A 25,114-nucleotide genomic window follows, 5' to 3' on the forward strand; every position below is an offset into this window, starting at 1 on the left:
AGAGAGGCGCCAATCAATTGTCGGTGAGCTTTTGGATGATATCGAAAGTGCACTGGAGTCCGAGAATGTCGCGGACTCGCCGAACGGTGACGGCGCAGGTGGCGCAGATCCCACGGACGACTCATTTGACAACGATATGAGTTGGAACTGAAGTGTACTTTCTTGGAACAGGCGATGATGTGGCGCGTTTGGCGGATTGGCTAGATAGTGATGGATGGGTAGGCACTGAAGTTTACGTGAAGGACGGACTATGCCCAATCAAGCTTGATAAGCCTTCTATGTTAGTGGCAAACATGGATCGCGGTGTGCACGCATTTGCGTTGGTTAAGCCTGGAGTGTCCATCCAGCCGATTGGACATAGAATTATACGTTCTTATGAAGACACGCCTATGACGCAAGTCCTTCCGAGCCGCGGAGGCCCTTCCCTTCACTTTGCCGTAACATACCGGACGGATCGAACATTTCATGATGGGAAAAGTAGAAACATACTTAGTGAATTCTGGTTGGTGGTTATGTCTGCCTACAGAGATATCAGTACTGGTCATCGGCTCGACAACTTCAGCATAGTCTCTGCGCATAACGTATTTTGTAGGTCAATCGACAGTGCGACCACCGAGATCAATACGCCTAAGGGACCTTATGCCCTGCTTACCGGAAGCAACGCGTTGTCTGATCCCGACAACTGGTTGATGTTCATTCACCATAAACGCATCGAGCCCTTATCTAATTTTCTTTGACAATAATCATGCGGCGCTTTGGGTGCGGCCTTCTACGGCCATCAAATTGTTACCGATTAGCCGTGTAAGTAGTTTGTTAGAGTGTGCGTCATTAGCTGATTTGCAACTGTTCAGTCCGAACGGTTGATCGCGAGCGAAGCCCGGAGCTGCCGCCCGCTAGTGCCGATGCCCCGGCACGCTCCACAACCGCGCCCCTCGCACGCTGGGCACGGCACCGCGACCAAGTCCTGCCCCAACACCCGTCGCATGGCGAGCTACGGCGTCCACCTCGACCACGACGGCTCGGTGCGCCGCGTCACCGCCCCGTCCGGCGCGCCGGTCGTCGAGGTCGCCTACCAGCCCTACGGCGAGGAGGAGCGGACCGAGGTAGGCGTCGCGCCCACCGAGGAGACCCGAGGCTTCCTCGGCGGGCGCCACGACGCGATGACCGGCCTCACCTACCTCAACGCACGGTACTACGACCCCCTCATCGGACGCTTCATCTCCCCCGATCGCCTCGATCCCAACACACCCGGCGTCGGCGTCAACCGGTACGCCTACGCCGCAAACGATCCCGTCAACCTCATCGATCCGAGCGGCATGTGGAGCGCCGAGGCCTCGCCATCCGACCGCGGCGGATCCATGGACGGCCTCGGCGGAAACCCCTCCGATGATCCCGGAGGCGGTGACTTCGGCGGTGGTTTCGGGGGCGGGTGGAGCAGCTTTGGGCCAACTCAAACATATGCAACCGATATAACAGTTTCCGTCTACAATGATCCGACGAAGCCACTCGGACGGTCGATACCAATAGCGCTGCCTAAAGCCGTCACGATCGCAATCGCCATAGCCGGTCTGCTGAACGAGGAGGCGGACGACAAAGACAAGAGAGAGCACCCGGAAGACGGTCCGGTTGAGCGAGATGCGATAACCTCGGAGCGATCTGGGCAAGCACCCAACCCGACTCCCCAACCACCTGAAGACGATGAGCGAACCCAAGCGGCGAAAGACGCTAAGAAATTGAGCGACCGCCGAGCCGACAAGCTTGCCCGAAGGATGGAATACCTGGACGCACATGCCTTAAAGGATGAGTACAACTATGACTCAAAGACAGACCTATATCATAACAGTTAAACAGGGGACGTATTTGCTGGACCTAGGAAAGGTTCCGGCTTCTTCGAACACCTAGGGAACACTGGGAAAAACCTTTCAAATGAACAGCAGATGGTATGAGTTTGAAGTGGAAATACGCTTGGCCTTCCAAGGGGTATCTCCAAGCGTTAAATATTTCGAGTTGAAGATTCCCAAGGCTAATACGATTCTTGAACGAGGTGAGCGTGATAGTATCCAAATTCTACCTAGAAATAATCTTATTTCTTACAGATCTGATGCCATGTCGTGGGATGCACCGCTTGTGGATCATTGGACATATCTCGAAAGTCGGTTCAACGATAAACAAGACGCCCTCGTTGAGCTGTCAAAAGCTTGTTCGAAAACCGTATGCTCGATTATTGTTACCTCATGTAGTCAATTTGTTGACGTAGCATTTCCCGGCAAAATGCTCGATTTCCTTAACTTGATCGACGCCTATGTTGAAATAGTCCTTCGCAAGGACACCTCGACGGATGAGGATTGATCGAGCGGTCTGTTCCTTACATGCTGCAAATGTACAGCCGAAATGTCGCCCGACGATGAAGTTCCGGCGCCGCTGTCTTGAGACGGTGACGTGTGGTTAACCTTCATAAGCCACTCCTCCAGTCGAGCGTGCAATCGCCGCCCGCTAGTGCCGATGCCCCCGCACGCTCCACAACCGCGCCCCTCGCACGCTGGGCACGGCACCGCGACCAAGTCCTGCCCCAACACCCCTCGCAGCACATCGCGCACGATGTACTCGTCGACGCCAAGGTCGACCAGCCGTGTGAACCGCCGTGGACGGGCTCGAAGTGTGCAGCGTCGACAGCACCAGCCGACCGACGAGCGCCGCACGGCAGGCGATCTGCGCCGTCTCCCCGTCCCGGATCTCGCCCACCATGATCACGTTCGGGTCCTGCCGCAGGATCGAGCGCAGCACGCTCGCGAAGGTCAGCCCGATCTCCTCCTGAACTTGAATCTGATCGATCCCCGCGATCTGGTACTCCACAGGATCCTCCACCGTCACGATCTTCCGGCGCCCGTTGTTGAGGTGCACCAGCGCGGTGGTGAGCGTCGTCGTCTTGCCCGAACCCGTCGGTCCGGTAGCCAGGAACAGCCCGTTGGGCTGCTCGATGATGGCTCGGACTGCTGCCTGGGTGTCGATGTCGAAGCCGAGAGCGTCCCATCCGAGCCGCACCGCCTTCGGATCGAGGACGCGGCACACGATGCTCTCCCCATGCTGCGTCGGCACCGAGGACATGCGAAAATCGATCACCCGTCCGCCCACCACGACGGTCATGCGGCCGTCCTGGGGCCGGCGACGCTCCGCGACGTTCATGCCGGACAGCACCTTCAGGCGAGCAATGACCGCGTCGGCACTGACCGCGTTGGCGCGGTCCTGGGCCAACAGCACCCCGTTCATCCGGAAGCGGATGGACAGACCGGATGCATCGGACGAGACGTGGACGTCCGACGCCCCGTGCGCGATGGCATCGTTGAGCCGGTCGGCGACGAACTTGATGACTGGGCCATCGGAAGCCCCTTCCAAGACGCTCGCGCGATCGCGGCTCGTCTGATCCTCGCTGATGGTCTGGGTAGCCCCTTCAGCCTGGGCGGCATCGAGGAGGCGGCGGATCGCGTGCCTCGGCGCCGCGCCGGGTCGGACGTCGCGATCGATCGTCTGCCCCAAGACGAGGGAACGCTGGTCGCGGTGGCTCGCGGTGCCTCACCGAGCGGCGAGCTGCTCGAGGTGCCGCAACTTCTGGCCCGCCAGGTCGAGGACGTGACGATCGCGTACTGGGGGCGAGCCAATGCCGTGATGGCGCTCGGTTGGACGCAGGCGTGGCCGGAGGACGCCGACCTGTTGCCGGAGCTCGTGCGGATCGGAGCGACGTTGAGCGAGGGGTCGTTCGTTCCCCTCTTGCTGCAACCGGCGCTGGGGGAAAGGCGCGCGAGGATGTCGCTGTCGTCGGTGATGCCACCGCCGCGAGCGACAGCACGATGAGTCGCCCACCACGGTCCCGACGCACCGGCATCGCGTTGATCCCGGCGCTGATCGCCGCCATGCTCCTCTCGAGCCTGGCACTTTTGGTGCAGGCGCGGACGGGGGCGGATGCTGTGACGGTGGGACGTCTCATCGAGACAAACCGTGAGGCGTTCGCGCGATGGTCGGCCCACGAGCTGGCGCGCGTGGAGGCTGCACGGGCCCTGATCCGTCGTGGTTCAAGGATGCCGCCGTTCGAGCTCGATGTCCCGCGATCGGGCGCAACCGGTCTCAGGTGGATGGTATTGGTCCAGCGCGTTGCAAAGACCGACGGCGGGCGCGACGCGGTCGAGATCACCTTTCGACCCGTGGGCGAGTAGCCAGACCTCGCCGACGCCGACCGCTCAGCCCACTTCGCTTCGACGTCGAGACCCAGGCGGCGGTCCGGGCCATCATCGAACGTCCCAACGGGCTGTTCCTGGTTACCGGACCGACCGGTTCGGGCAAGACGACGACGCTCTACACCGCGCTGACACTCTACACCGCGCTGGTGCACCTCAACAACGGGGCGCCGCAGGTGGCCTGCCCCCTGAAAAGTGGTCCTCCGTGAGGTAGGCTTTCGAGCCTTTGGAGGACGTCAGGAATGCCGCAGAAGAAGCACAAGCCCGAGGAGATCGTCGCGAAGCTGAGGCAGGTCGATGTGCTGGTTTCGCAGGGACGTCCGGCCTTGGAGGCGATCCGGGGGATCGCCGTGACGCCGTTCACGTACTACCGCTGGCGCAAGGAGTTCGGCGGGCTGAAGACCGACCAGGTGAAGCGGCTGAAGGAGCTCGAGAAGGAGAACGAACGGCTGCGGAAGGCCGTTTCCGACCTGACGCTGGAGAAGCTGATCCTGCGCGAGGCCGCCTCGGGAAACTTCTGAGCTCCGCCCGCCGCCGCCGCTGCATCGACCAGGTCATGACGAAGTTCGACGTGTCCGAGCGGGTGGCGTGCCGCGTGCTGGGGCAGCACCGATCGACGCAGCGAAAGGCGCCGAGGGGGCGTGCCGATGACGCGGCACTCACCGCCGACGTCGTCGCGCTTGCCACGCAGTACGGCCGCTACGGCTATCGCCGGATCACGGCGATGCTTCATGCGGCGGGCTGGGCGGTGAACGTCAAGCGGGTCGAGCGCATCTGGCGTCTGGAGGGGCTTAGAGTGCCGGGAAAGCAGCCGAAGAAGGGCCGGCTCTGGCTGACCGACGGCTCCTGCGTGCGGCTCCGGCCCGAGCGCCCCAACCACGTCTGGTCCTACGACTTCGTCGAGGATCGCACCCACGACGGCAGGAAGTTCCGCATGCTCAACGTCATCGATGAGTTCACCCGCGAGTGCCTGACGATCCGCATCGACCGACGGCTGAAGTCGACGGACGTGATCGATGTCCTGTCCGACCTCTTCATCTCGCGCGGCGTGCCGGGCCATGTCCGATCCGACAATGGTCCCGAGTTCATTGCCAAGGTCGTACGAGAATGGATCGCGGCGGTGGGAGCCAGAACCGCGTTCATCGAGCCCGGCAGCCCGTGGGAGAACGGCTACTGCGAGAGCTTCAACTCCAAGCTCCGCGACGAGCTGCTGGACGGCGAGATCTTCTACTCGCTGGCCGAGGCGCGCATCGTCGTCGAGGGATGCCGACGGCAGTACAACACGGTCTGACCGCACTCCTCGCTGGGCTACCGACCACCCGCGCCTGAGACCGTGCTCTGGCCGGCTTCGCCGCCCCAGGCCGCGCCCGTCATGGCATGGCGCTCAAACCGACCATGCAATAAGATCCCCCTCGGACCACCCGATGGGGGAGGCCAACTGGTCATTCTTTTGGTTCTTGTAGTCTGTAATACCAACTAGTTAAAGCACCAGCAACTATCCCTATAGGAAAAAAAATGAAAGCCGCATGAAAAGCTGATATAATTTCTGATATTGGCAGATGTCCATTCTTAAGTAAAAAAAAGTTGGGACCACGGTGACAATAACAACCGAGACCAAGCAGGAAATTCTAACGCCTTCTTTCAAATCGACCCACCTTAGATAATGGAGCTTTTTCATGAAGCGAACCTAATTAAATGAAGCAACTTCAGGGGCATCTGCTGCGCTGGGTGTAGAGTTGTTTGCATCATTGTTACTACCATCATCCCCATTATTTTCGGATGTCGGAGCGGATAGGCCGACATTGCCTGTTATGCGTTCGTCGGCCATTGGATTTACCGTGATTTTTGTCCCAACAAATGTCTTGCTTTTCTCTTCTTTCCCAAAAACTTCTCGTACCGCAGCAGTAACCGCTGCAGCAACTGCAACACCTCGTGTAGCAACCGCCCGCGAAGCAGCGGAGATGGGGCTGCTTGCCCAACTGGCAACAGCAGCTCCTACATATCCCGCTACACCAGCCAATGCGACATTCGTGGCTGTAACATGATCCTCAATAGCTACAACGGCCGCGGCTGCAACCGCTGGCTGAGCCACACGATCGATTGTACGTTCCACTACCACCTGAGTAGCAAGTGGAGCAGACCGGCCTAAAATCGCAGTCGTTGCCCGAGGACTAATTACCGCTGCGAGCGCCCCAAATCCCGCTGACTTGGCGATCCGGCCGTAGTCTATTTGCTGACCAGTCCGTGCCTGGAGAGCATAGTCGACCCCCGCTCCGATAACCGCACCTACCGCAGCGTTAACTGCCATAGCCCACTCCCCACCCGGATCGATGAGGTTGACGGGATCGTTTGCGGCGTAGGCGTACCGGTTGACGCCGACGCCGGGTGTGGTGGGATCGAGGCGATCGGGGGAGATGAAGCGTCCGATGAGGGGGTCGTAGTACCGTGCGTTGAGGTAGGTGAGGCCGGTCATCGCGTCGTGGCGCTCGCCGAGGAAGCCTCGGGTCTCCTCGGCGGGCGCGACGCCCACCTCGGTCCGCTCCTCCTCGCCGTAGGGCTGGTAGGCGACCTCGACGACCGGCGCGCCGGACGGGGCGGTGACGCGGCGCACCGAGCCGTCGTGGTCGAGGTGGACGCCGTAGCTTGCCATCTCCACCCGCTTGGCGTCGGCGATGGGATGCTTGGTCAAGACCCCCGTGGGGCTCACCTCCAGGTCGGCGACGAAGGTGGTGGTCTCCACCGCCCCGGTCGACGGCGCGAAGCGGCGCTGCTGGCGCGCGTCGTCCGGCCCGTAGGTCATGGTGGTGAGCCCGCCGCGGGCGACGGTGGCGAGGCGGCCGAGCCCGTCCCAGGTGAGGGTGCGGTTGAGCGCGGGCGCGTCCCTGACCTGCAACAGGTTGCCGTTGGCGTCGTAGGACAGGCTCGCGTTCCCGACCTGCGTCGGCGCGTGGGGCTGCGCCGAGCCCGCCGGCGGGTAGGTGTAGCTCCCCCGCCCGGTCCGCGACGTCATGTTGTTGACGCGGTCGTAGGTGTAGCTCGTCACCGCGCCCGAGGGACGATGCAGGGCGCTGACGAGGCGTCCCGCGGTGAGGCACTTGGGCGACGGACCACTCGAGAGCGTGTCAGTGCAGGCTCCCGTCGACGTCCGCAGTGCTGGGATCCATCAGACTTCGATGCAAGAAGACCGAATTTCCTTCGCCATTGCGTTGCAGTCCACCTATAACGAGGCGGAACTACCTCATAAGGCAACATCAGTTATGGGTAGTCCGCTGATGCAGAATCAAACACACTACCATCCAAAGTCGTCGAATCTTAATACTTGCTTCTCCTTTCCCGCTTGTACCCAAAGAACTTCGGGGTGATCGTCAACATCTGGATCGTTCAGTACGCTGATCGCCATACCATCAAACACAAACGTCAACTTGTTCGGGTTCTCGGTGAATAACCGTAATGTGGGTACTACGCCGCCAAAGAATTCAATACTACATTGATAAAGTGCTGTTATCATACCATATTTCGAAAAAACCAAGTGCATATGACCTTGAGAATAATGAATGCTTGTTACCATCTTTCCAATGAACCTTTCTTCAATCAAGTTCATCTATCAACCCTAGTTGGCTATGTAGGCGTAAGGGTGGTGTCGGCCTTTCGCCCAGTTACTGGATCGACGCTTGGCGTCGGCGATGGATGCTTGGTCAAGACCCCCGTAGGCCTCACCTCCAGGTCGGCGACGAAGGTATTGGTCTCCACCGCCCCCGTCGACGCCGCCAGGCGGTGCTGCTGGCGCTGGTACTGACGTCCATCCCTAAGAACGCAGGGCGATCCAGCGCAGGGACACAACTGGCGACGGGCGAGCCCAGGGACTGGGACGGCGTGGCTGGGGCGGCTGGATTCGAACCAGCGCATGGCGGTACCAAAAACCGCTGCCTTACCGCTTGGCTACGCCCCATCGCGCTCGCCGCACATAGCTTCTCCATCGCACGGCGGCAACCGCAGCGCGCAGCCGCGGGAGCGACGTCGTCGACACAACCGCCGGCAGCCGCCGGGGACGCGCCGCGCGCGGGCCATCGCAGGGCCAGCTCTGCTGCGGCGGGCCATCGCAGGGCCAGCCCTGCTGCGGCGCTGCGTCAGCGGCCGTAGTCGCGGAAGGCGGCGAGCACACGGTCCATCTCCTCGGGCGGCAGGACCACCGGGTCGCCGACGGCGAGCGCGGCGCGATGGATGGTGGCGAGGAGCTCCACCTCTCGGGCGAGGTCGAGCGCAACCTCCAGCGTCGCGCCGGCGGCGACGACGCCATGGTTGGCGAGCAGGCACGCGTCCACCGTGTGCAGCGTCGCGACGATCGCGGCCGACAGCGCTTCAGTGCCGAACGTCGCGTAGGGCGCCAGCGGGACCTCGTGGCCCCCCGCCATCGCCACCATGTAGTGCGACGCAGGGATCGGCCGGCGCAGCACGGCAAGCGCCGTGGCGTTCACCGAATGGGTGTGGACGACGGCGCAAAGGTCCGCGCGGGCGGCGAGGAGGTCGCGGTGGAAGCGCCACTCCGAGGATGGCCTGCCGCGGGCCGATCCCTCGAACGGGACCGACGCGACGTCGTGCGGCTGCATCCTCTCCGCGCGCACGGCGCTGGGCGTGATGAGGAGCCCGTCCGCGACGCGCAGCGAAACGTTGCCCGCCCGCCCGACGATCAGCCCCTCGTCCTTCAGCGCGCGGTAGGCCGTGACCAGCGCGGCCCGCTCGGCCTCATGGTCCATCGCAAGCCTCCTCCACGAGCGCCTTCGTCGTCGGGTGACGCGGCGCCTCGAAGATCGCACCCACCGCCTCCTCCTCGACGACGCGGCCGTCGTGCATCACGAGGATGCGGTCGGCGAGGCGGCGCACCAGCGCGAGGTCGTGGGCGATGAAGACGAGCGCCAGCCCATCCTCGCGCACCAGGCGGTCGAACAGGTCGACGACTTGCGCCCGCAGGGCCGCATCGAGCGCCGACACCGGCTCGTCGGCGACGAGGACCGCGGGCCCCGCGATCAGCGCGCGGGCGATGGCGATCCGCTGGCGCTGTCCACCGGAAAAGGCGTGCGGCCGACGCGGCAGGGCCTCCGCGTCGAGGCCGACGCGCGCGAGCGCCTCGATGGCCCGGCAACGGCGCTCGTTGTCGGGGAGGCGCGATCCGTGCAGCGGCTCGGTGACGATGCGCAGGATCGAGTGCCGCGGGTTGAAGCTCGTCGAGGGGTCCTGGAAGACCATGCTCGCGGTGCGCCGCAGCGTGGCATCGCCCGGGCCGACCGCGTTGCCGCGGACCCGCACCGTGCCGGCGTGCGGCAGCAGCCCGAGGACGGCGCGCACCAACGTCGTCTTGCCGCTGCCCGACCCGCCGACCACCGCGAGCCGCTCGCCTCGGCGGACCGACAGCGTGGCGTCGTCGACGACAGTCCGTCCGCCGCGCCGGACCGTCATCCCCCTCGCCTCCAGCACCACATCGCCGACGCGCCGCTGCGACAGCGGTCCTGCCCACCGTCGCGCCGCGACCAGCGCCCGAGCCGCCGTGCTCCGTGGCGCCGTGAGCACGGTGCGACCCTCCTCCGCGACGCGACCCTCGGCCATCACCGCGATCCGCTCGGCGCGTCGCGCCACGGCGAGGTCGTGGGTGATGAGCACCAGCGCGGCACCCTCGGAGGCGGTGAGGTCGGCGAGGAGCGAGAGCACGCGCGCCGCGGTCACCGCGTCGAGCGCGCTCGTCGGCTCGTCGGCGACTACGAGGCGTGGGGACAGCGCGAGGGCGATGGCGATGGCGACCCGCTGGCGCTGGCCGCCGGACAGCTCGTGCGGGTAGCGCTGCGGGGTGACGCCCGCAGCGGCGAGCTCGGTGCGCTCCAGGAGATCGATGACGGCGCTGCGACGGGCCGCGGCGGACCAGTCCGTGTGCAGGCGCATCGGCTCGGCGATCTGCGTACCGATGTGCTGCACCGGGTTGAGCGCCGTCGCCGGCTCCTGGAACACCATGGCGATGGCGGCGCCGCGCAGGCGTGCCATCTCCCGCTCCGACGCGGCGAGGAGGTCGCGGCCCTGGAAGCGTACAGCGCCGCCGTAGCGCACCCCGGGTGGCGGCAGCGCGAGCATGGCGCGCGCTGTCAGCGACTTCCCCGAGCCCGATGCACCGAGGATCGCAAGCCGCTCCCCCGCCTCGAGGTGCAACGTGACGTCCTCCACGAGCGTCCGCCCGCCCGAGGTCGCGCGCAGGCCCTCGAGGGACAGCATCAGCCGCGCACGAGGCGCGGGTCGAGGCTGCGGGTGAACGCCTCGCCGAGGGTCGTCACCGAGAGCACGGTCACGGCGATGGCGAGCCCCGGCCAGACGGCGAGCTGTGGTGCGAGCGCCATCATGGTCTGCGCCTCGGCGAGCATGCGGCCCCACGACACCGTGGGCGGCTGCGCTCCGAGGCCCACGTAGCTGAGCCCGGCCTCGGCGAGGATCGCCACGGCGAACTGGGTGCTCGCCTGGGTGACGACGACGGGGGCGACCAGGGGGGCGACGTGCTCGGCGGCGATGCGTGCCTCGCCCTTGCCTGCGAGACGCGCCGCGTCGATGAAGTCGAGCGTAAGGACGCTGCGCGCCGTGGCGGCGGTGAGGCGTAGGAAGACCGGCACGTTGAACAGGCCGATGGCGACCAGCGCGTTGAGCGCGGAAGGTCCGGTGAAGGTCGACAGCATGGCCGCCACGATCAACGCCGGGAACGCGAACACGACGTCCGAGGCCCGCATCAGGGCCCCGCCGACGAAGCGGCCGGACGCGGCGGCCGCGAGCCCGAGCGGCGCGCCGACGCCGACCCCGACGAGGATCGCCCCCGCCGCCACGCCGAGCGAGGTCGACGCGCCCGCCATCAGCATGGAGACGAGGTCACGGCCGTAGTGGTCCGTGCCGAGCGGATGGGCGAGCGAGGGCGCACCGAAGCGGCCAGCGACGTCGATCCCATCCACGGCGTGCGGCGTCCACGCCAGCGCGACGATCGCCGCAGCGCCGACGATCGCGACGACGATCGCGGCGAGGCCCCTCACGACGGCTCGCGCCGCTGCTTCGGGTTGGTCCACGCGGCCGCGGCGTCGCACAGCGCGTTGACCGCGATCACGGCGGCGACGAGGACGAGGACGATGCCCTGCACGAGGGGCACGTCGCGCTGCGCGACGGCCTGGAACAGCAGGCGACCGAGCCCTGGCAGGTTGAACACCGTCTCGATGATGATCCCGCCGGCGAGGAGGAAGCCGAACTGCAGCCCGATGACGGTGAGGATCGGGGCCCACGCGTTGGGCAGCGCGTGGGCGACGACCGCGCCGGAGGGGCTGCGGCCCTTGGCGCGGGCGAGCGCCACGTAGTCCTCGTCCATTGCCTCGACGACGGCGGTGCGGGTGAGGCGCGTCAGGATCGCGGCCTGCGGCGTGGCGAGGGCGATGGCCGGCAGCACCAGCGCCGCGAGCCCTGCGCCGAGGCCGGCGTCCCAGCCGGGGAAGCCGCCGGCCGAGGTCGCCGCGAGGACGATGGCGAACAGCCAGATGAGCATGAGGCCGAGCCACACGTTGGGCACGCTGAGGCCGACCTGCGCCAACGCCGAGACCACGCGGTCCGCAAGCCGGCGACGGCGCACCGCGGCGAGAAGCCCCGCCGGCAGCGCGACCCCCACCGACAGCGTCACCGCCAGCCCGGCGAGCGGCACAGAGACCGTCGCCCGCTCCGCGATGAGCCGGGAGACGGGGACGTCGTAGGTCGAACTTGTCCCAAGGTCGCCGACGAAGGCGCCGGCGAGCCACCGCACGAAGCGCTCGGGCACCGAGCGGTCGAGCCCCATGGCGCGGCGCAGCTCGGCTACCGCCTCGGGGTCGGCGTTCATGCCCAGCCTGAGCTGCGCCGCGTCGCCGGGCAGGACGCTCATCGACATGAACACCAGGACGGCCGCGGCGAGGAGCGTGCCGACGAGCTGGGCGAGGCGCGCGAGCGCCGGCACGGGATCGCTACGCGAGTGTCAGTCCCATGCGACGTCGGTGAGGTCGTTCGCCTGGATCGGCGCGTTGGTCCACAGCCCCGACAGATGCGCGTCCCACACGCCGATCTTGGGGAGCTGGAACAGGAACGCGTTGACCGCGTCCTCGGCGATCATGCGCTGCGCGTCCTGCAGCAGCGCGGAGCGGCGCTCCGGGTCACCCTCCGCCTCCAGCGCCTCGAGGGTCTGCTCGAGGTCCGCGTTCGGCACGCCGATGTAGTAGTCCGGCCGCGCGTAGATGCCGATGTCGGCCGGCTCGGTGTGGGCGACGATCGTGAGGTCGTAGTCGTGCTCGCTGAAGGTCGACGACAGCCACTCCGCCCACTCGACCGGCCTTAAGCTCGCCTCGATGCCCACGGCGCGAAGCTGCGCGGCGATGATCTCCCCGGAGCGGCGGGCGTAGGCCGGCGGCGGCAGCGTGATGGTGACGGCGAGGTCCTCGACGCCCGCCTCTTCGAGGAGCGCCTCGGCGCGCTCCGGGTCGTAGGGGTTGACGCCTGTGAGGTCGAGGTAGGCGGGGTCGTGCGGCGGCATGTGCGAGCCGATCGCGGTGGCCGTGCCGTACATCGCGCCGTCGATGAGCGCCTGCCGGTCGATGGCAGCGGCGATCGCGCGGCGTACGGCGACGTCGTCGAACGGCTCGCGCTCGGCGTTGATCGCGAGGATCGTCTCGCCCTCGGTGGTGCCGATGGCCACGGTGAAGCGGTCGTCCGCCTCGAGCACCGGAAGCTGCTCCGGCGCGGGGAAGTTCGGGAACGCGTGCACGTCGCCGGCGAGCAGCGCCGCGAGCGCCACGGTGGGGTCGGACACGAAGGCGAACGTCGCACCTGGCAGCGCGACCGGCTCCCCCCAGTAGTCCTCATAGCGGGCCAGCTCCACGCGGTCGCCGCGGCGCCAGCGCTCGAAGCGGAACGGGCCAGTGCCGACCGGGGTCTGCTTGTTCGCCTCGGCGGTGTCGGGGTGCACCATCACGGCATCGCCCCAGCCGAGCGCGTAGGGGAGGTCCGCGTCGGGCCGCGACAGGCGCACGGTGAGCGTCGTCGGGTCGGTGGCCTCGACCTCCTCGATGGCCTCGAAAAGCTCAGGCTGCGCGTTCTGCGCGCCCTCGGCGCGTGCTCGGTCGAGGGCGAACCTTGCGACCTCGGCGTCGAACGACGCGCCGTCGTGGAACGTCACCCCCTCGCGCAGGGTGAACGTCACGGTGAGGCCGTCCTCCGACACCGTCCAGTCCGTGGCGAGCGCCGGCTGGACGCTGCCGTCCTGCGCGATCTGCGTCAGCCCCTCGAAGACGTTGGCGTAGGTGACCTCGTCGATGGCGGCTGCGGCGCCTGCCGTCGGGTCAAGGTGCGGCGGCTCCAGCGCCATGCCGACGACGACCGGTCGCTGTTCCTGCGCTTGCGCCGAGGCGAGGGGTACGAGCAGGGCGAGCGCGACGAGGCAGGATCGAAGAAGCATGGCGGGCACCGCGTGGACCATGCGCTCGTGTGTAGACCGCGCCCCGACGCGATGCCAGCGCGTTGCGCGCTGCGGCGGCGGCACGGCAGCAAGCGCGCCTGCGACCGCTCGACGATCACCGCCGCGCACTCTGACTGGTGACTGATGATTTGCCTCGCTGTCCGCTGATTTGCCTCGCGGTCCGCCGCGGGAACGAATAATACGCTCGCCCTCACCCGTCTCGCCGTTCTGGGAGGAACACCATGGACGAGAACACGAACCGACTTGCCACCCCCAACGCGCCGCGCGGACGGCGCCGTGCCGCGTGCCTCGCCATGGCGGCCGTGTCCCTCGCCGTCGCGACGAGCGTCGTCGCGCCCGCCGCGGTGGCGCAGCAGAAGTTCATCAACGTGCTGACCGGCGGCACGTCCGGCGTGTATTACCCGCTCGGCGTCGCGCTCGCGAAGATCTACGACGAGGCCATCGAGGGCGCGCGCACCCAGGTGCAGTCGACCAAGGGGTCCGTGGAGAACATCAACCTTCTGGTGCAGGGCCGCGGCGAGGTCGCCCTCGCCCTTGCCGACACGATCATCGCCGCTGCGGAAGGCAACGCGGACGCCGGCTTCCCGCAGCCCGTCGAGACGCTGCGCTCGATCGCCGCCACCTACCCGAACTACGTGCAGATCGCTGCGTCCGAGGCGTCGGGCATCACCGACCTCGAGGGGCTGCGGGGCAAGGCGCTGTCGGTGGGCGCGCCGGCCTCCGGGACCGAGCTCAACGCCCGCGCGATCCTCGGCGCGGCCGGCCTCTCCTACGACGACCTCGGCAAGGTCGAGTACCTGCCGTTCGGCGAGTCGGTCGAGCTCATCAAGAACCGCCAGCTCGACGCCACCTTGCAGTCCGCCGGCCTCGGCGTCGCGTCGATCCGCGACCTGTCGGCGTCGATCCCCATCCGCATGGTGCCGATCCCGGCGTCCATCGCCGACACCTTGGGTGCCCCGTTCCAGGCGGCCGACATCCCCGCAGGCACCTACGACGGCCAGGACGAGGCGGTCCCGGCGCTCGCCATCACGAACATCCTCATCACCTCCTCCGAGGTGGACGAGGAGCTCGTCTACGAGATGACGAAGGCGCTGTTCGAGAACCTCGACGAGCTGAAGACCGCCCACCCGGCGGCCGCCTCCATCGACCCGGCGACGGCGACGACGGACCTTCCCGTGCCGCTGCACCCCGGAGCCGAGCGGTACTACAAGGAGGCGGGCCTCCTCTGAGGAGCCGAACCGGGGCCGCGGTGCGCCGCGCCGTGGCCCCGGCACCCGTTCGCCGAGCCGAGCCGTCATCGTCGCCAGACCCATCCTCGAGAGGACAGTCTCGTGAGCGCCCATCCGTCCCGCGCTGGAGCCGTCGAGCCGACCATCGGCGAGCAGGCCGACCTCAGCGACGCCCTGTCGTCCGCCTTCCCGCGCTCGGTCGAGGGGCGCGTCCTCTTCGGGCTCGCCCTCGCGTTCTCGGTCTTCCAGATCGTCACCGCGGCGCACCTCTGGGACCTGCCCTCGCAGATCGTGCGCGCCGTCCATGTGGGCTTCCTGTGCCTCCTCGGACTGCCCTTGGTCGCCGTCCTCAGGAACGAGGGGCGGGCCGTGCGGGCGCTCTTCTGGGCGCTCGGCCTCGCCGGCGCCGCCGTGGCGCTCTACCAGTGGACGGAGTACCGCGACCTCATCCTGCGCGCCGGCAACCCCAACAGCCTTGACACGGTGGTCGGCGTCACGGCCCTCGCGGTCCTGTTCACCGCCACGTGGCGCATCATGGGGCTCTCGCTGCCCATCATCGCCGGCGTCTTCCTCGCGTACTGCCTGTTCGGCCAGTACGCGCCCGGTCTCCTGCAGACCCGCGGCTACGGCTTCGCCCAGGTGGTCGACCACATGGCGTTCGGCACCGAGGGCATCTACGGCATCCCGACCTACGTCTCATCCACGTACATCTTCCTGTTCATCCTGTTCGGCTCGTTCCTCGAGCGGGCCGGCATGATCACGCTGTTCACCGACGTCTCCCTCGGACTCGTCGGTCACGCCAAGGGGGGTGCGGCGAAGGTCGCGGTGATCTCCTCCGGGCTCATGGGGACGATCTCCGGCTCCGGCGTCGCCAACGTGGTGACGACGGGACAGTTGACCATCCCCCTGATGAAGCGCTTCGGCTACCGCCCCGCCTTCGCCGGCGGCGTCGAGGCCACCGCGTCCATGGGCGGGCAGATCATGCCGCCGGTGATGGGCGCGGTCGCCTTCATCATGGCCGAGACGCTCAACGTGCCCTACACGACGGTGGTGACGGCCGCGATCGTGCCGGCGATCCTGTACTTCGCGTCGGCGTTCTGGGTGGTCCACCTCGAGGCCGGCAAGCGCGGCCTCGTCGGCCTGTCGCGCGCCGAGCTGCCCTCGCCGGTCGAGGCCCTGCGCAAGGGCTGGTATTTGCTGCTGCCGCTCGGCGTCCTGGTCTGGCTCCTGTTCTCGGGCTTCACGCCGCTCTACGCGGGCACCATCGGCCTCGCGCTGACCGCGCTCCTGGTGCTCGGCGCGCCGGTCGCGGGACGCCTCTCGCCGCTGGCCTGGCGCTACGTGTTCTGGATCGCGCTCGGCCTCGTCGCCGCGGCGTTCTTCCAGTACGGCATCCTGCCGATCGTCGCCGCGATCGCCGGCCTTGTCGGGCTGTGCGCGTTGTGGCGCGGCGGACGCGAGACGCTCGCCCTGTCCCGCGACGCCCTGGCGGAGGGGGCCAAGACCGCCCTGCCCGTCGGCATCGCCTGCGCCATCGTCGGCATCATCGTCGGCACGATGACCCTCACCGGAATCGCGAACACGTTCGGCCAGTTCATCGTGGCGGTCGGGGCGAACTCGCTGTTCCTGTCCCTCGTCCTCACCATGCTCACCTGCCTCGTCCTTGGCATGGGCATCCCGACGATCCCGAACTACATCATCACCTCCTCCATCGCGGGACCGGCGCTCTACGACCTCGGCGTGCCACTCCTCGTCAGCCACATGTTCGTGTTCTACTTCGGCATCCTCGCCGACATCACACCGCCGGTGGCGCTCGCCTGCTTCGCGGCGGCGCCCATCGCCAAGGCGTCGGGGCTCAAGATCTCGTTCCAGGCGATCAAGGTGGCGGCCGCCGGCTTCGTGATCCCGTTCATGGCGGTCTACACGCCGGCGCTGATGCTGCAGGACGGCGGACCGCTCGCCGACTCCATCGGCTACGTGCCGGCGGTCGCCTACATCATCTTCAAGGTGTGCCTCGCCATCGGCCTGTGGGGGGCGGCCGCCATCGGCTACCTCCTGGCCCCGCTGGCGTGGTGGGAGCGCATCAGCGCCGCGGCTGCCGCGCTGTTGCTGGTCGCCGCGGTGCCGGCGACGGACGAGGCCGGGCTCGCCCTATGCGCCATCGTGATCGCCTGGCACGTCCTGTCGGTGCGCCGCAGGTCGCGTCCCACGGCGGGCGGCGCGGCGACGGTCGGCCCGGCGGAGTAAGCCCCATCGACGAGCCGATCCTGCCCACGCCGCTCGTCGCGCTCGCCCTCCGACCCGCACGGCGACGAGGCCGCAAAATGTTGCCACGCTGCGCGGCGGGTGACGTTGACACCCCGACGCAGCCCGCCTATGTGCGCAGCAGCCGGCTGGCACTCACCTTGAAGGAGTGCCAACAACCGCGCCTCAATCAATGAGCCGGGCGCCATGCCCTCCAAGTCATGAGGACAGACATGAACTTCCGTCCGCTGCACGACCGCGTCGTCGTGCGCCGCATCGAGTCCGAGGAGAAGACTCGCGGTGGGATCATCATCCCCGACACCGCGAAGGAAAAGCCCCAGGAGGGCGAGGTCGTCGCCGTCGGTCCCGGTGCGCGCGACGAGAATGGTCAGATCCAGGCCCTCGACGTGAAGGCCGGCGATCGCGTCCTGTTCGGCAAGTGGTCGGGCACCGAGGTGAAGCTCGACGGCGAGGATCTCCTCATCATGAAGGAGACCGACATCATGGGCGTCGTCGAAGGCGTCGCCGTCTCCGCCTGATCCATCCGCGCATCACAAGAATCAAGGGAGCCCACAATGGCTGCTAAGGAAGTCAAGTTTTCGTCCGACGCGCGCGAGAAGATGCTGCGCGGCGTCGACATCCTCGCCAACGCCGTCAAGGTGACGCTCGGGCCGAAGGGCCGCAACGTCGTCCTGGAGAAGTCCTTCGGTGCGCCGCGCATCACGAAGGACGGCGTCACCGTCGCCAAGGAGATCGAGCTTGAAGACAAGTTCGAGAACATGGGCGCGCAGATGGTGCGCGAGGTCGCCTCGAAGACCAACGACCTCGCCGGTGACGGCACCACCACCGCGACCGTGCTCGCCCAGTCGATCGTCCGCGAGGGCGCCAAGGCGGTCGCCGCCGGCATGAACCCGATGGACCTCAAGCGCGGCATCGACAAGGCCGTCGCCGAGGCGATCCGCGACCTCGAGAGCCGCTCGCGCTCGATCAACACCTCCGACGAGGTGGGCCAGGTGGGCACGATCTCGGCGAACGGCGACCGTGAGGTCGGCAAGATGATCGCCGACGCCATGCAGAAGGTCGGCAACGAGGGCGTCATCACCGTCGAGGAGGCGAAGTCGCTCGAGACCGAGCTCGAGGTCGTCGAGGGCATGCAGTTCGATCGCGGCTACATCTCGCCGTACTTCGTGACGAACGCCGAGAAGATGACGGTCGAGCTCGAGGACCCCTACATCCTCATCTTCGAGAAGAAGCTGTCGAACCTCCAGGCCATGCTGCCGATCCTCGAGGCGGTGGTGCAGTCGGGCCGTCCGCTCCTCATCATCGCCGAGGACGTCGAGGGCGAGGCGCTCGCGACGCTCGTCGTCAACAAGCTGCGCGGCGGCCTGAAGGTCGCGGCCGTGAAGGCGCCGGGCTTCGGCGACCGCCGCAAGGCGATGCTGCAGGACATCGCGATCCTCACCGCCGGCCAGGTGATCTCCGAGGACCTCGGCATCAAGCTCGAGAACGTCGCCGTCGACATGCTCGGCCGCGCCAAGAAGATCACGATCAACAAGGACGAGACCACGATCGTCGACGGCGCCGGTGAGGCCGAGGACATCAAGGGTCGCGTCGCCCAGATCAAGCAGCAGATCGAGGAGACCACCTCCGACTACGACAAGGAAAAGCTGCAGGAGCGCCTTGCCAAGCTCGCGGGCGGCGTCGCGGTGATCCGCGTCGGCGGCGCGACCGAGGTCGAGGTGAAGGAGAAGAAGGACCGCGTCGACGATGCGCTGAACGCCACCCGCGCCGCGGTGGAAGAGGGCATCGTGCCGGGCGGCGGCGTCGCCCTCCTGCGCGCGAAGAAGGCGGTCGCGAACCTCCAGTCTGACAACGCGGACGTCGCGGCCGGCATCAAGATCGTGCTGCGGGCGCTCGAGTCCCCGATCCGTCAGATCGCCGAGAACTCCGGCGTCGAAGGCTCCATCGTGGTGGGCAAGGTGATGGAGAACGAGTCGGCCGACTTCGGCTTCGACGCGCAGAACGAAGAGTACGGCAACATGATCGAGAAGGGCATCATCGACCCGACGAAGGTCGTGCGCCACGCGCTGCAGGACGCCGCCTCGATCGCCTCGCTGCTCGTCACCACCGAGGCGATGGTCGCCGAGGCGCCGAAGCGCGAGTCGCCGATGCCCGCGGGCGGCGGCGGCATGGGCGGCATGGGCGGCATGGACTTCTAAGTCCGCCCCTGTCGAAGGAACCAAGGGGGCCGCGCCGCATGGCGCGGCCCTTCTTCGTCGTGGGCCCGCCTGGCCACCTCTGGCGCGCTCGTCGTTCGAGGGCGTCCGCAGACCAGTGTAGTGGCGAGCCGCCAACGTGCCCGCGAACGATTGACCGTCGGCCTCAGCCGTCGCCCGGACGGAGCGGGTCTCGGAGCGACGCCTTGACGCCTGCGCTCGCGCTGCACCATACGCGGACCGTACTTTAAGCGGTTCGGGACGGCGTGCCGGTCGATGGTTACAAGCGAAAGTCGGTCCAGACGCTGACCGGCCTCGACGTCATGCAAGCCGTGCACGCCTTCGTCATGGCGCTGGGCTGCGTGAGGTCTTCATCGGGTCGCAGACGTTCATCGCCATGCTACGGACGGCGACGTCCGCGGATTGGCTGGTCGTCTTCGTCTACGTCCTGCTCCTCGCCAACATCCTATGCTCGGGCTGCGGTTCTTCTGGGTGCCGCGCAACCTGCGTCGCGCCATCTCCGACGCGGTCCGGGAACGGGCTAAGCGCGAGCGACCGCTCGGTGTCCCGAGCTAAGAGATCTCGGTCCACTGGCTCGCCATCATCCTGAGCGGCTTCCTGTTCTACGTGCTGTGCACCGAGTTCGAGTTCATCGCCTTCCTGCTCAGCGGAACGAACCGCCCTCGCTGCCGGCGCTCTCCGGCTACGTCTTCCTCCATGTCCTGCTCCTTGTGGCCAACGGCATCTGGATCGCCATGATCGCAGGCCGCCGCGTCGACCGCGGTCTTGGGTCGAAGGCCGCGATCGGCCGCATCTGGGCCCGCAACAACCTGGCGTTCGCCCTCCTTGCGCTCGCGCCGTCGCAATGCTGTCGAGCTGCCGGTCGGGCGTCGTTGCGTGTCGGGACATCCTGAGCGTGCAGGAGTTGGGGGCCGTCCTCGCGCCCGGTCTTGCCCCCGGGCACGTGCCAATGTTGTTCGCGCTTGGCGCCTTGATCGTGAACAGCGTCATCGACCTGGTGAACACGGGCGACTACTACGTCATGATGGAGAACATCGTCTGGGAGAAGGAGGAGGCGACCGGCGGCCAGCCGACGGACAGGGGTCCGTGAGCGGCGGGGGCCGTGAGCTGCTCCGCTTCCAAGCGCCGCTCAGGATCGCTGGCGGCCTCATTGCCATCGCCGTCGTGTGCTTGACGCCTGATGTCGGCGGCGCTGCCGATGACCTCGGCCCGCCGGGGCGAGCGGACATCGTCCACATCGTGGCTGGACTGGTGTCGCCCTACGTCCTGAGGGACGGCAGCGGCAGCGAGGCGGAGCGCATCGAGGCGGCGCTCGTCGGGGGTGCACCACGCCCGGTGAAGGTCGTGTTCCACGTCGTCCCCTTCGGTCGGCAGCGGGCAGACGACGCCGACACCGCAGGGTACGACGGCGTCGCGACGGTGCCGGTCGGCCTCGAGCTCCCCGGTGAGCGCTCGTTGCCGTACGTGACGTACCAGAACGGCGTCGGCCATGCTTGCTCAGGCACTGCGCCGAGCGAGGGTCGCACGGACTTCGCCGGGCGTCGCGTCGCCGCGTTCGCGAACGCCGCGGCGATCCTTGCAGGCATCGACTTCAGCACGACCGAGCTGTTCGTCGAGATGTCGGACCAGGCCGATCAGGTGCGCTCCTCGCCGATGGAGCGGTGGATCGGATCGTCATCGACGAGGCCATGTTCGATGACTACCTCGAGCGCGTCGCCCCACACCTTTCGACCGCCTTCCTGCCCTTCGCGAGTTCGACGTCCTACGCGATGGCGTTTCGCCGCGCCGACCACCGACGGTGGTTCGAGGCGGGGCTTCAGGCGCTCAAGGGTTCGGCAACCGCCGCCGCAGCGCAGCGACGGTCGTGCCAATGACATCGGCCTCGGTCATCCGCCGTCTGCGAGCCAACGGCGCCCTCGTCGTCGCGGCCCCCTTATGCACCGTCGCGGCCTGGACGCTCGATCCGAACCATCAAGGTCCGCCAAGCGCAGCTGGCATGCGGCGCCACGGTCGCAGGGCAGGGCCGGACCGTGGCTGTGACGCAGGCGCGCTACTCGTGCATGCGCGCGGGCGCTACTCATGCATGCGGGCGGGCGGGCTCGTCGCCTCCACCGCAGTGAACGGCTCGATGATCGTGTAGTGATGTTCCGCGTCCGCCGGCACCAGCCATGAGTCGCCCGGCTCCAGCGTCACCGTCTGCCCGGCGATGGTGAGCTCGGCACGGCCGGAGATCGCGTACCCCACCGTCTCGTAGTCGTTGCTGTGCGGCGTCTTGGACGACGTGGGCGCCTCGTCCTCCCAAAGGCGCATCGCCACGGACTTGCCGGAGACGAGGTACTTCTGCCCCTTCTCCCCCTTCGGCGAGGTCGCCGAGGTCACCTTCTTGATCGTCGTGTCGGTCATCTTGGGTCTCCCGTTAGGCTCCTTGCGCAAAAGCCGGGAGCGGCGCCATTCGATCCATCGCGGGGTCGCGCACGCTTGTGGTGCGGGCGACGAGGCGCCACAAGCGGGCGGGGAGGACGGCGATGGTGACGCGCGCTGTGGCGACGCTCGGCACGGGCGACGCGCTGGAGGAGGCGGCACGACGGGCGCTCACGACGCTGGATGCGTTGGTCGACGAGGGCGAGCCGATCCTGTCGGCCTACCGCGCCGTCCAGGACGGGCCATGGCGCCTCGACGTCCTGTTCGTGGAACGCGACGCGGCGGGCAGGGCGCGCTGGCTCGAGGCGGCGCGCGAGCTCGTCCCGATCCTGCCGCCGTTCGTCGAGGACGCCCTCGCGGACCGGGACTGGGTGGCCGAGAGCCAGCGGGCCCTCCATCCGGTGCGCGCCGGACGCTTCACGGTCTTCGGCTCGCACGACGCGGCACGGGTGCCTCCGTCGCGCTGGAACCTCGTGATCGACGCAGGACGCGCCTTCGGCACGGCGCACCACGCCTCGACGCGCGGCTGCCTCGTCGCGCTGGAGCGCGTCGCGAAGCGCCGGCCGCTCGGGACCGTGGCCGACGTCGGCACCGGCAGCGGCATCCTCGCCATCGCCGCCGACCGGCTCGGTGCGAGGCGCGTCAGTGCAAGCGACATCGACCCGGTCGCCGTGGAGGTGGCCAGGGGCAACGCGGCGATCAACCGCACGACGCGAGTTGGATCGGAATTTCTGCGCCGCGTCTGGCCCTCGCATCGTGGCCGACACCGTGCTCGCCAACATCCTGGCGCGGCCGCTGATCGCGATGGCGGGGCCCCTCGCGAGGTCCGCCCGCCGAACGCTGGTCTTGTCGGGGCTGCGAACCCGTCACGTGCGGCCCGTCCGAGCAGCCTACCGCGCGAGGGGCCTCGTCCAAAGGGAGCTCATCCTCGAGGAGGACTGGGCAACGCTCGTCCTGGAGCGCCGGTCGTCGTGAGGATCACGACGACCGTGGTGTTCGCCTCGGGCTTGCAAGGCTTAGAGGAGCGGGGTGCCGAGCGGCGCGCGCTGCTCGATGGTGCGGCGATCGTATCCGAGCCGCTGCAGCGAGTTGTCGTCGAGGCTGAGCAGGTAGGACGCGACCGCCGCGTCCGCACGCCGCTTGCGCGACTCGATGATCCGCTCGCCGATGCGGCTGAAGAAGCCGCGCTGGGGGGCCGGCCGGTCGATCGCGAAGTCTTCGGTCGCTGTGATGGACATTTAGTTCATTCCTTGATTTTGCGCCGCAACAACTTTCGTCGATGGCGTTGCGGCCGATGACTACAGTGAAAATGCGCATCCAGCAGGTTCGCTCAATGCCCACGCGCGCATGGCTGGCTCCGCCTTTTGCAACGCAGCACGACAGGCCGGGGCTAGGCCCCTCCTCCCCGCGGCCGGACACCGCTCCATGAGTGCCGAGGAGCCCCGCCCTTCTGCTGCGACGATCGGGGCGCGAGTTGCTGCGCTGCGCGCGACCTTCGTGGCGCTCGGCGTCGACGGCGTGATCGTGCCGCACGAGGACGCCTACCAGAGCGAAACGCTGCCGCCGTCCGAGGAGCGCCTCGCGCACGTGACAGGCTTCACCGGGTCGGCAGGGCGCGCGATCATCCTGGGCGACGCCGCGCTCTTCCTCACCGACGGGCGCTACACGCTGCAGGCGAGCCAACAGGTGCCGGACCTCTTCACGGTGCTCAGCGACGAGGCTTCGGCCAAGGCGTGGATGGCCGAGCACCTCGCCGGACGCACGCTCGGCGTCGACCCGAACCTGCACACCCGCGCCGACCTCGAGCGCCTGGCGACGCGCGCGGCGGGCCTCGCCCTCGTCAGGCTCGACCGCAACCCCGTGGACGCGATCTGGTCGGACCGCCCCCCGGCACCCCGCGGCGCCGTGCGGGCCCACCCCGAACGCCTCGCCGGACGCTCCGCGGCGCAGAAGGTCGAAGACCTGCGCGCGACGCTCGATCCGGAGGCGGACGCGCTCTACGTCGCCGACAGCGACACCGTCTCCTGGTTGCTCAACTGGCGGGGCACCGACGTCGCCCACACGCCCCTCGTCCTGTCGCGCGCGTTCGTGCCGCGCGACGGGGCGGTGAGCGTCTTCGTCGATCCCGGGAAGGTGCCGGACGCGCTGCGCGATGCGGCGGATGGGCTCCTCAGCCTCGTGCCGGCGGACGATCACCTGGCGCACCTCGCCGCGCTGTCGGCCGGACGGCGCGTCCTCGCCGATCCCGCCCGTGCCTCGGACGCCGCGCTCGCCGCCATCGCGGCGTCGGGCACGCTCGTCGCGCGCGGGGATCCGTCGGTGCGCCTGAAGGCGATCAAGAACGCTGCGGAGGTCGAGGGGATGCGCGCCGCGCACCGGCGGGACGGGCTGGCGCTCCTGCGCTTCCTCGCCTGGTTCGAGGACCGCGCGGTCGGTGCCGACGAGCTCTCGCTCGTCGAGCGCCTCGCCGAGCTACGCAAGGATGTGGGCGCCCTCGGCCCCTCGTTCGACACCATCGCCGGCGCCGGGCCCAACGGGGCCATCGTGCACTACCGGGCGGACGGTGAGTCCAACCGTGCCATCGCCGCGGGCGACCCGGTCCTCGTCGACTCGGGGGCGCAGTACGAGGACGGCACCACGGACGTGACGCGCACGCTGGTCGCCGGCGGCGGCGCCGGCTCGGAGGCGTTCCGCCTCCAGTACACCCGCGTCCTGCGCGGCCACATCGCCATCGCCCGGCAGCTCTTCCCCGAGGGCACGTCGGGCGCTGAGCTCGATCCCCTGGCGCGGGCGGCGCTGTGGAGCGCGGGTTCGGACTACAAGCACGGCACCGGCCACGGGATCGGTGCGGCGCTCGCCGTGCACGAGGCGGGCGCCGGCCTCTCCAAGCGCAGCCGCGATCCCCTCGAGGCCGGCATGATCGTGTCGAACGAGCCCGGCGACTACCGTCCGGGCGAGTTCGGCATCCGCATCGAGAACCTCTACCTCGTGCGCGAGCGCCGTGTGCCCCCGGGCGGGACGCTGCCGATGCACGCCTTCGAGGCGTTGACCCTCGCGCCCATCGACACGCGGCCGGTGGTTCCCGCGCTCATGCGACCGGAGGAGATCGCTTGGCTCGACGCCTACCACGCCCGCGTCCACGGCGCGCTCGCAGCGGACCTTTCGGCGTCCGAGCGCGCGTTCCTCGCCGAGCGGACGCGGCCGATGACGTGAGGCTTCGCGCTCCATCGGCGCCGCAGCCCGTCCCGC

The 25,114-nt window shown here is 67.8% G+C and carries 21 protein-coding genes, 1 tRNA gene and 3 pseudogenes; 14 read left to right on the plus strand and 11 right to left on the minus strand.

Annotated elements, in window-relative coordinates; genetic code table 11:
* Nucleotides 1–983 precede the first annotated feature (983 nt).
* Complete coding sequence (locus ACOOE8_RS02865) at nt 984–1,847, plus strand: RHS repeat-associated core domain-containing protein (protein WP_420393374.1); 864 nt, start codon at nt 984–986, stop codon at nt 1,845–1,847.
* 646 nt (nt 1,848–2,493) lie between these two features.
* Here ACOOE8_RS02865 and ACOOE8_RS02870 read toward each other — a convergent pair.
* The gene (locus ACOOE8_RS02870) at nt 2,494–3,393 is read right to left on the minus strand and encodes a GspE/PulE family protein (protein WP_420393375.1); all 900 of its coding nucleotides are present in this window, start codon (nt 3,391–3,393) and stop codon (nt 2,494–2,496) included.
* On the opposite strand from ACOOE8_RS02870, the gene ACOOE8_RS02875 reads away from it, so the two are divergent.
* The 4 genes and pseudogenes from ACOOE8_RS02875 to ACOOE8_RS02890 all read left to right on the plus strand — a co-directional run bounded on the left by ACOOE8_RS02875 (nt 3,325) and on the right by ACOOE8_RS02890 (nt 5,709).
* Nucleotides 3,325–3,849 carry a hypothetical protein gene (locus ACOOE8_RS02875; RefSeq protein WP_420393376.1) on the plus strand — a complete coding sequence of 175 codons (525 nt, stop codon included), beginning with the start codon at nt 3,325–3,327 and terminating at the stop codon, nt 3,847–3,849. The genes ACOOE8_RS02870 and ACOOE8_RS02875 overlap by 69 nt on opposite strands.
* A 35-nt stretch (nt 3,850–3,884) precedes the next feature.
* Complete coding sequence (locus ACOOE8_RS02880) at nt 3,885–4,208, plus strand: hypothetical protein (protein WP_420394754.1); 324 nt, start codon at nt 3,885–3,887, stop codon at nt 4,206–4,208.
* Between the two features lie 74 nt (nt 4,209–4,282).
* Nucleotides 4,283–4,360: pseudogene (locus ACOOE8_RS02885) on the plus strand (ATPase, T2SS/T4P/T4SS family); the annotation flags it as partial.
* A gap of 111 nt (nt 4,361–4,471) precedes the next feature.
* Nucleotides 4,472–5,709, plus strand: a pseudogene (locus ACOOE8_RS02890) (IS3 family transposase).
* A gap of 207 nt (nt 5,710–5,916) precedes the next feature.
* Here ACOOE8_RS02890 and ACOOE8_RS02895 read toward each other — a convergent pair.
* The 8 genes from ACOOE8_RS02895 to ACOOE8_RS02930 all read right to left on the minus strand — a co-directional run bounded on the left by ACOOE8_RS02895 (nt 5,917) and on the right by ACOOE8_RS02930 (nt 13,713).
* Complete coding sequence (locus ACOOE8_RS02895; RefSeq protein WP_420393377.1) at nt 5,917–7,272, minus strand: RHS repeat-associated core domain-containing protein; 1,356 nt, start codon at nt 7,270–7,272, stop codon at nt 5,917–5,919.
* Between the two features lie 246 nt (nt 7,273–7,518).
* Complete coding sequence (locus ACOOE8_RS02900; RefSeq protein ID WP_420393378.1) at nt 7,519–7,830, minus strand: hypothetical protein; 312 nt, start codon at nt 7,828–7,830, stop codon at nt 7,519–7,521.
* Between the two features lie 273 nt (nt 7,831–8,103).
* Nucleotides 8,104–8,178: transfer RNA gene (locus ACOOE8_RS02905), tRNA-Gln, on the minus strand.
* Nucleotides 8,179–8,356: 178 nt separating this feature from the next.
* Nucleotides 8,357–8,983 (minus strand): class II aldolase/adducin family protein, encoded by a 627-nt coding sequence (locus ACOOE8_RS02910; protein WP_420393379.1) that lies wholly within the window; start codon nt 8,981–8,983, stop codon nt 8,357–8,359.
* Nucleotides 8,973–10,484: a nickel ABC transporter ATP-binding protein NikE gene (nikE, locus tag ACOOE8_RS02915; protein ID WP_420393380.1), complete on the minus strand. Its 1,512-nt coding sequence runs from the start codon at nt 10,482–10,484 to the stop codon at nt 8,973–8,975. The genes ACOOE8_RS02910 and nikE overlap by 11 nt, the downstream gene beginning before the upstream one ends.
* Complete coding sequence (locus ACOOE8_RS02920; RefSeq protein WP_420393381.1) at nt 10,484–11,281, minus strand: ABC transporter permease; 798 nt, start codon at nt 11,279–11,281, stop codon at nt 10,484–10,486. The genes nikE and ACOOE8_RS02920 overlap by 1 nt, the downstream gene beginning before the upstream one ends.
* Nucleotides 11,278–12,222, minus strand: a complete 945-nt coding sequence (locus ACOOE8_RS02925) for an ABC transporter permease (protein ID WP_420393382.1) — start codon at nt 12,220–12,222, stop codon at nt 11,278–11,280. Before ACOOE8_RS02925 ends, ACOOE8_RS02920 begins: the two co-directional genes overlap by 4 nt.
* A gap of 18 nt (nt 12,223–12,240) precedes the next feature.
* Nucleotides 12,241–13,713 (minus strand): ABC transporter substrate-binding protein, encoded by a 1,473-nt coding sequence (locus ACOOE8_RS02930; protein ID WP_420393383.1) that lies wholly within the window; start codon nt 13,711–13,713, stop codon nt 12,241–12,243.
* Between the two features lie 314 nt (nt 13,714–14,027).
* Here ACOOE8_RS02930 and ACOOE8_RS02935 point away from each other — a divergent pair, with 314 nt between their 5' ends.
* From ACOOE8_RS02935 to ACOOE8_RS02955, 5 genes are all read left to right on the plus strand, one after another.
* Nucleotides 14,028–14,963 (plus strand): TAXI family TRAP transporter solute-binding subunit, encoded by a 936-nt coding sequence (locus tag ACOOE8_RS02935; protein ID WP_420394608.1) that lies wholly within the window; start codon nt 14,028–14,030, stop codon nt 14,961–14,963.
* A gap of 144 nt (nt 14,964–15,107) precedes the next feature.
* Nucleotides 15,108–17,210, plus strand: coding sequence for a TRAP transporter permease (locus tag ACOOE8_RS02940; protein ID WP_420394609.1), 2,103 nt, complete (start codon nt 15,108–15,110; stop codon nt 17,208–17,210).
* Between the two features lie 230 nt (nt 17,211–17,440).
* Nucleotides 17,441–17,746 carry a co-chaperone GroES gene (groES, locus tag ACOOE8_RS02945; protein ID WP_420393384.1) on the plus strand — a complete coding sequence of 102 codons (306 nt, stop codon included), beginning with the start codon at nt 17,441–17,443 and terminating at the stop codon, nt 17,744–17,746.
* Between the two features lie 36 nt (nt 17,747–17,782).
* On the plus strand, nt 17,783–19,426 hold the full coding sequence (gene groL / locus ACOOE8_RS02950) for a chaperonin GroEL (RefSeq protein ID WP_420393385.1): 1,644 nt from the start codon (nt 17,783–17,785) through the stop codon (nt 19,424–19,426).
* A 913-nt stretch (nt 19,427–20,339) separates the two neighbouring features.
* A complete protein-coding gene (locus tag ACOOE8_RS02955; RefSeq protein WP_420393386.1) occupies nt 20,340–20,534 on the plus strand; it encodes a hypothetical protein in 195 nt (64 codons plus the stop codon).
* Between the two features lie 169 nt (nt 20,535–20,703).
* Here the strand turns inward: ACOOE8_RS02955 and ACOOE8_RS02960 are convergent, their stop codons facing one another.
* Entirely contained in the window at nt 20,704–21,042 is a 339-nt protein-coding gene (locus tag ACOOE8_RS02960; protein ID WP_420393387.1) for a hypothetical protein, read from the minus strand.
* A gap of 63 nt (nt 21,043–21,105) precedes the next feature.
* Between ACOOE8_RS02960 and ACOOE8_RS02965 the strand changes: the two genes are divergently transcribed.
* Nucleotides 21,106–21,318: a hypothetical protein gene (locus ACOOE8_RS02965; RefSeq protein WP_420393388.1), complete on the plus strand. Its 213-nt coding sequence runs from the start codon at nt 21,106–21,108 to the stop codon at nt 21,316–21,318.
* A 199-nt stretch (nt 21,319–21,517) separates the two neighbouring features.
* Here ACOOE8_RS02965 and ACOOE8_RS02970 read toward each other — a convergent pair whose 3' ends face one another.
* The gene (locus ACOOE8_RS02970; protein WP_420393389.1) at nt 21,518–21,847 is read right to left on the minus strand and encodes a cupin domain-containing protein; all 330 of its coding nucleotides are present in this window, start codon (nt 21,845–21,847) and stop codon (nt 21,518–21,520) included.
* 122 nt (nt 21,848–21,969) lie between these two features.
* On the opposite strand from ACOOE8_RS02970, the pseudogene ACOOE8_RS02975 reads away from it, so the two are divergent.
* The 3 genes and pseudogenes from ACOOE8_RS02975 to ACOOE8_RS02985 all read left to right on the plus strand — a co-directional run.
* Nucleotides 21,970–22,518: pseudogene (locus ACOOE8_RS02975) on the plus strand (50S ribosomal protein L11 methyltransferase); the annotation flags it as partial.
* A 151-nt stretch (nt 22,519–22,669) separates the two neighbouring features.
* A complete protein-coding gene (locus ACOOE8_RS02980) occupies nt 22,670–22,840 on the plus strand; it encodes a hypothetical protein (protein WP_420394610.1) in 171 nt (56 codons plus the stop codon).
* Nucleotides 22,841–23,290: 450 nt separating this feature from the next.
* Nucleotides 23,291–25,078, plus strand: a complete 1,788-nt coding sequence (locus ACOOE8_RS02985) for an aminopeptidase P family protein (protein WP_420393390.1) — start codon at nt 23,291–23,293, stop codon at nt 25,076–25,078.
* The last annotated feature ends 36 nt before the right edge of the window (nt 25,079–25,114 follow it).

It is taken from the genome of Acuticoccus sp., from assembly GCF_965213555.1.
In the GTDB taxonomy this organism is placed as follows: domain Bacteria; phylum Pseudomonadota; class Alphaproteobacteria; order Rhizobiales; family Amorphaceae; genus Acuticoccus.

Coding starts and splice junctions, on each gene's coding strand:
- ACOOE8_RS02865 (WP_420393374.1), top strand. CDS start 984: ATGGCGAGCTACGGCGTCCACCTCGACCACGACGGCTCGGTGCGCCGC.
- ACOOE8_RS02900 (WP_420393378.1), bottom strand. CDS start 7,830: ATGAACTTGATTGAAGAAAGGTTCATTGGAAAGATGGTAACAAGCATT.
- ACOOE8_RS02910 (WP_420393379.1), bottom strand. CDS start 8,983: ATGGACCATGAGGCCGAGCGGGCCGCGCTGGTCACGGCCTACCGCGCG.
- nikE (WP_420393380.1), bottom strand. CDS start 10,484: ATGCTGTCCCTCGAGGGCCTGCGCGCGACCTCGGGCGGGCGGACGCTC.
- ACOOE8_RS02930 (WP_420393383.1), bottom strand. CDS start 13,713: ATGCTTCTTCGATCCTGCCTCGTCGCGCTCGCCCTGCTCGTACCCCTC.
- ACOOE8_RS02935 (WP_420394608.1), top strand. CDS start 14,028: ATGGCGGCCGTGTCCCTCGCCGTCGCGACGAGCGTCGTCGCGCCCGCC.
- groES (WP_420393384.1), top strand. CDS start 17,441: ATGAACTTCCGTCCGCTGCACGACCGCGTCGTCGTGCGCCGCATCGAG.
- groL (WP_420393385.1), top strand. CDS start 17,783: ATGGCTGCTAAGGAAGTCAAGTTTTCGTCCGACGCGCGCGAGAAGATG.
- ACOOE8_RS02970 (WP_420393389.1), bottom strand. CDS start 21,847: ATGACCGACACGACGATCAAGAAGGTGACCTCGGCGACCTCGCCGAAG.
- ACOOE8_RS02980 (WP_420394610.1), top strand. CDS start 22,670: ATGGCGGGGCCCCTCGCGAGGTCCGCCCGCCGAACGCTGGTCTTGTCG.
- ACOOE8_RS02985 (WP_420393390.1), top strand. CDS start 23,291: ATGAGTGCCGAGGAGCCCCGCCCTTCTGCTGCGACGATCGGGGCGCGA.